The sequence below is a fragment of the Priestia sp. SIMBA_032 genome, assembly GCF_046535215.1.
Classification (GTDB): domain Bacteria; phylum Bacillota; class Bacilli; order Bacillales; family Bacillaceae_H; genus Priestia; species Priestia aryabhattai.
This window is the reverse complement of sequence record NZ_JAWRXD010001426.1, coordinates 1-242: the sequence shown is the minus strand read 5'-3', so window position 1 is coordinate 242 and position 242 is coordinate 1. Positions and strand designations below refer to the sequence as shown.

Sequence of the window (242 nt, the reverse complement as noted above, 5' to 3'; positions counted from 1 at the left end):
AAATTAGTTCGTGAGTGGGATAAGCATTGTGTGAGAGGGAAAAAAGAGACGGATTTAGTAGCGGGTGAATTAGATCACTTCTATGAGGGGCAAAAATTGCGAAAACAAATGAAGGAAAATCGTAGAATAGTAGCGGAGCAACTATTAGGTGTATCAAAGGTTATGGAAGATTTTGCTAAGGAGATACAACGAGAGCGTGAAAATCATCAAGTGCAGGAAGAGCAGATTATGCAAGCGTTCCG

The 242-nt window shown here is 40.5% G+C and carries 1 pseudogene; it reads left to right on the top strand.

Features of this window, described 5'->3' with window-relative positions:
* Positions 1–242: pseudogene (locus SB717_RS39010) on the top strand (stage II sporulation protein E); the annotation flags it as partial.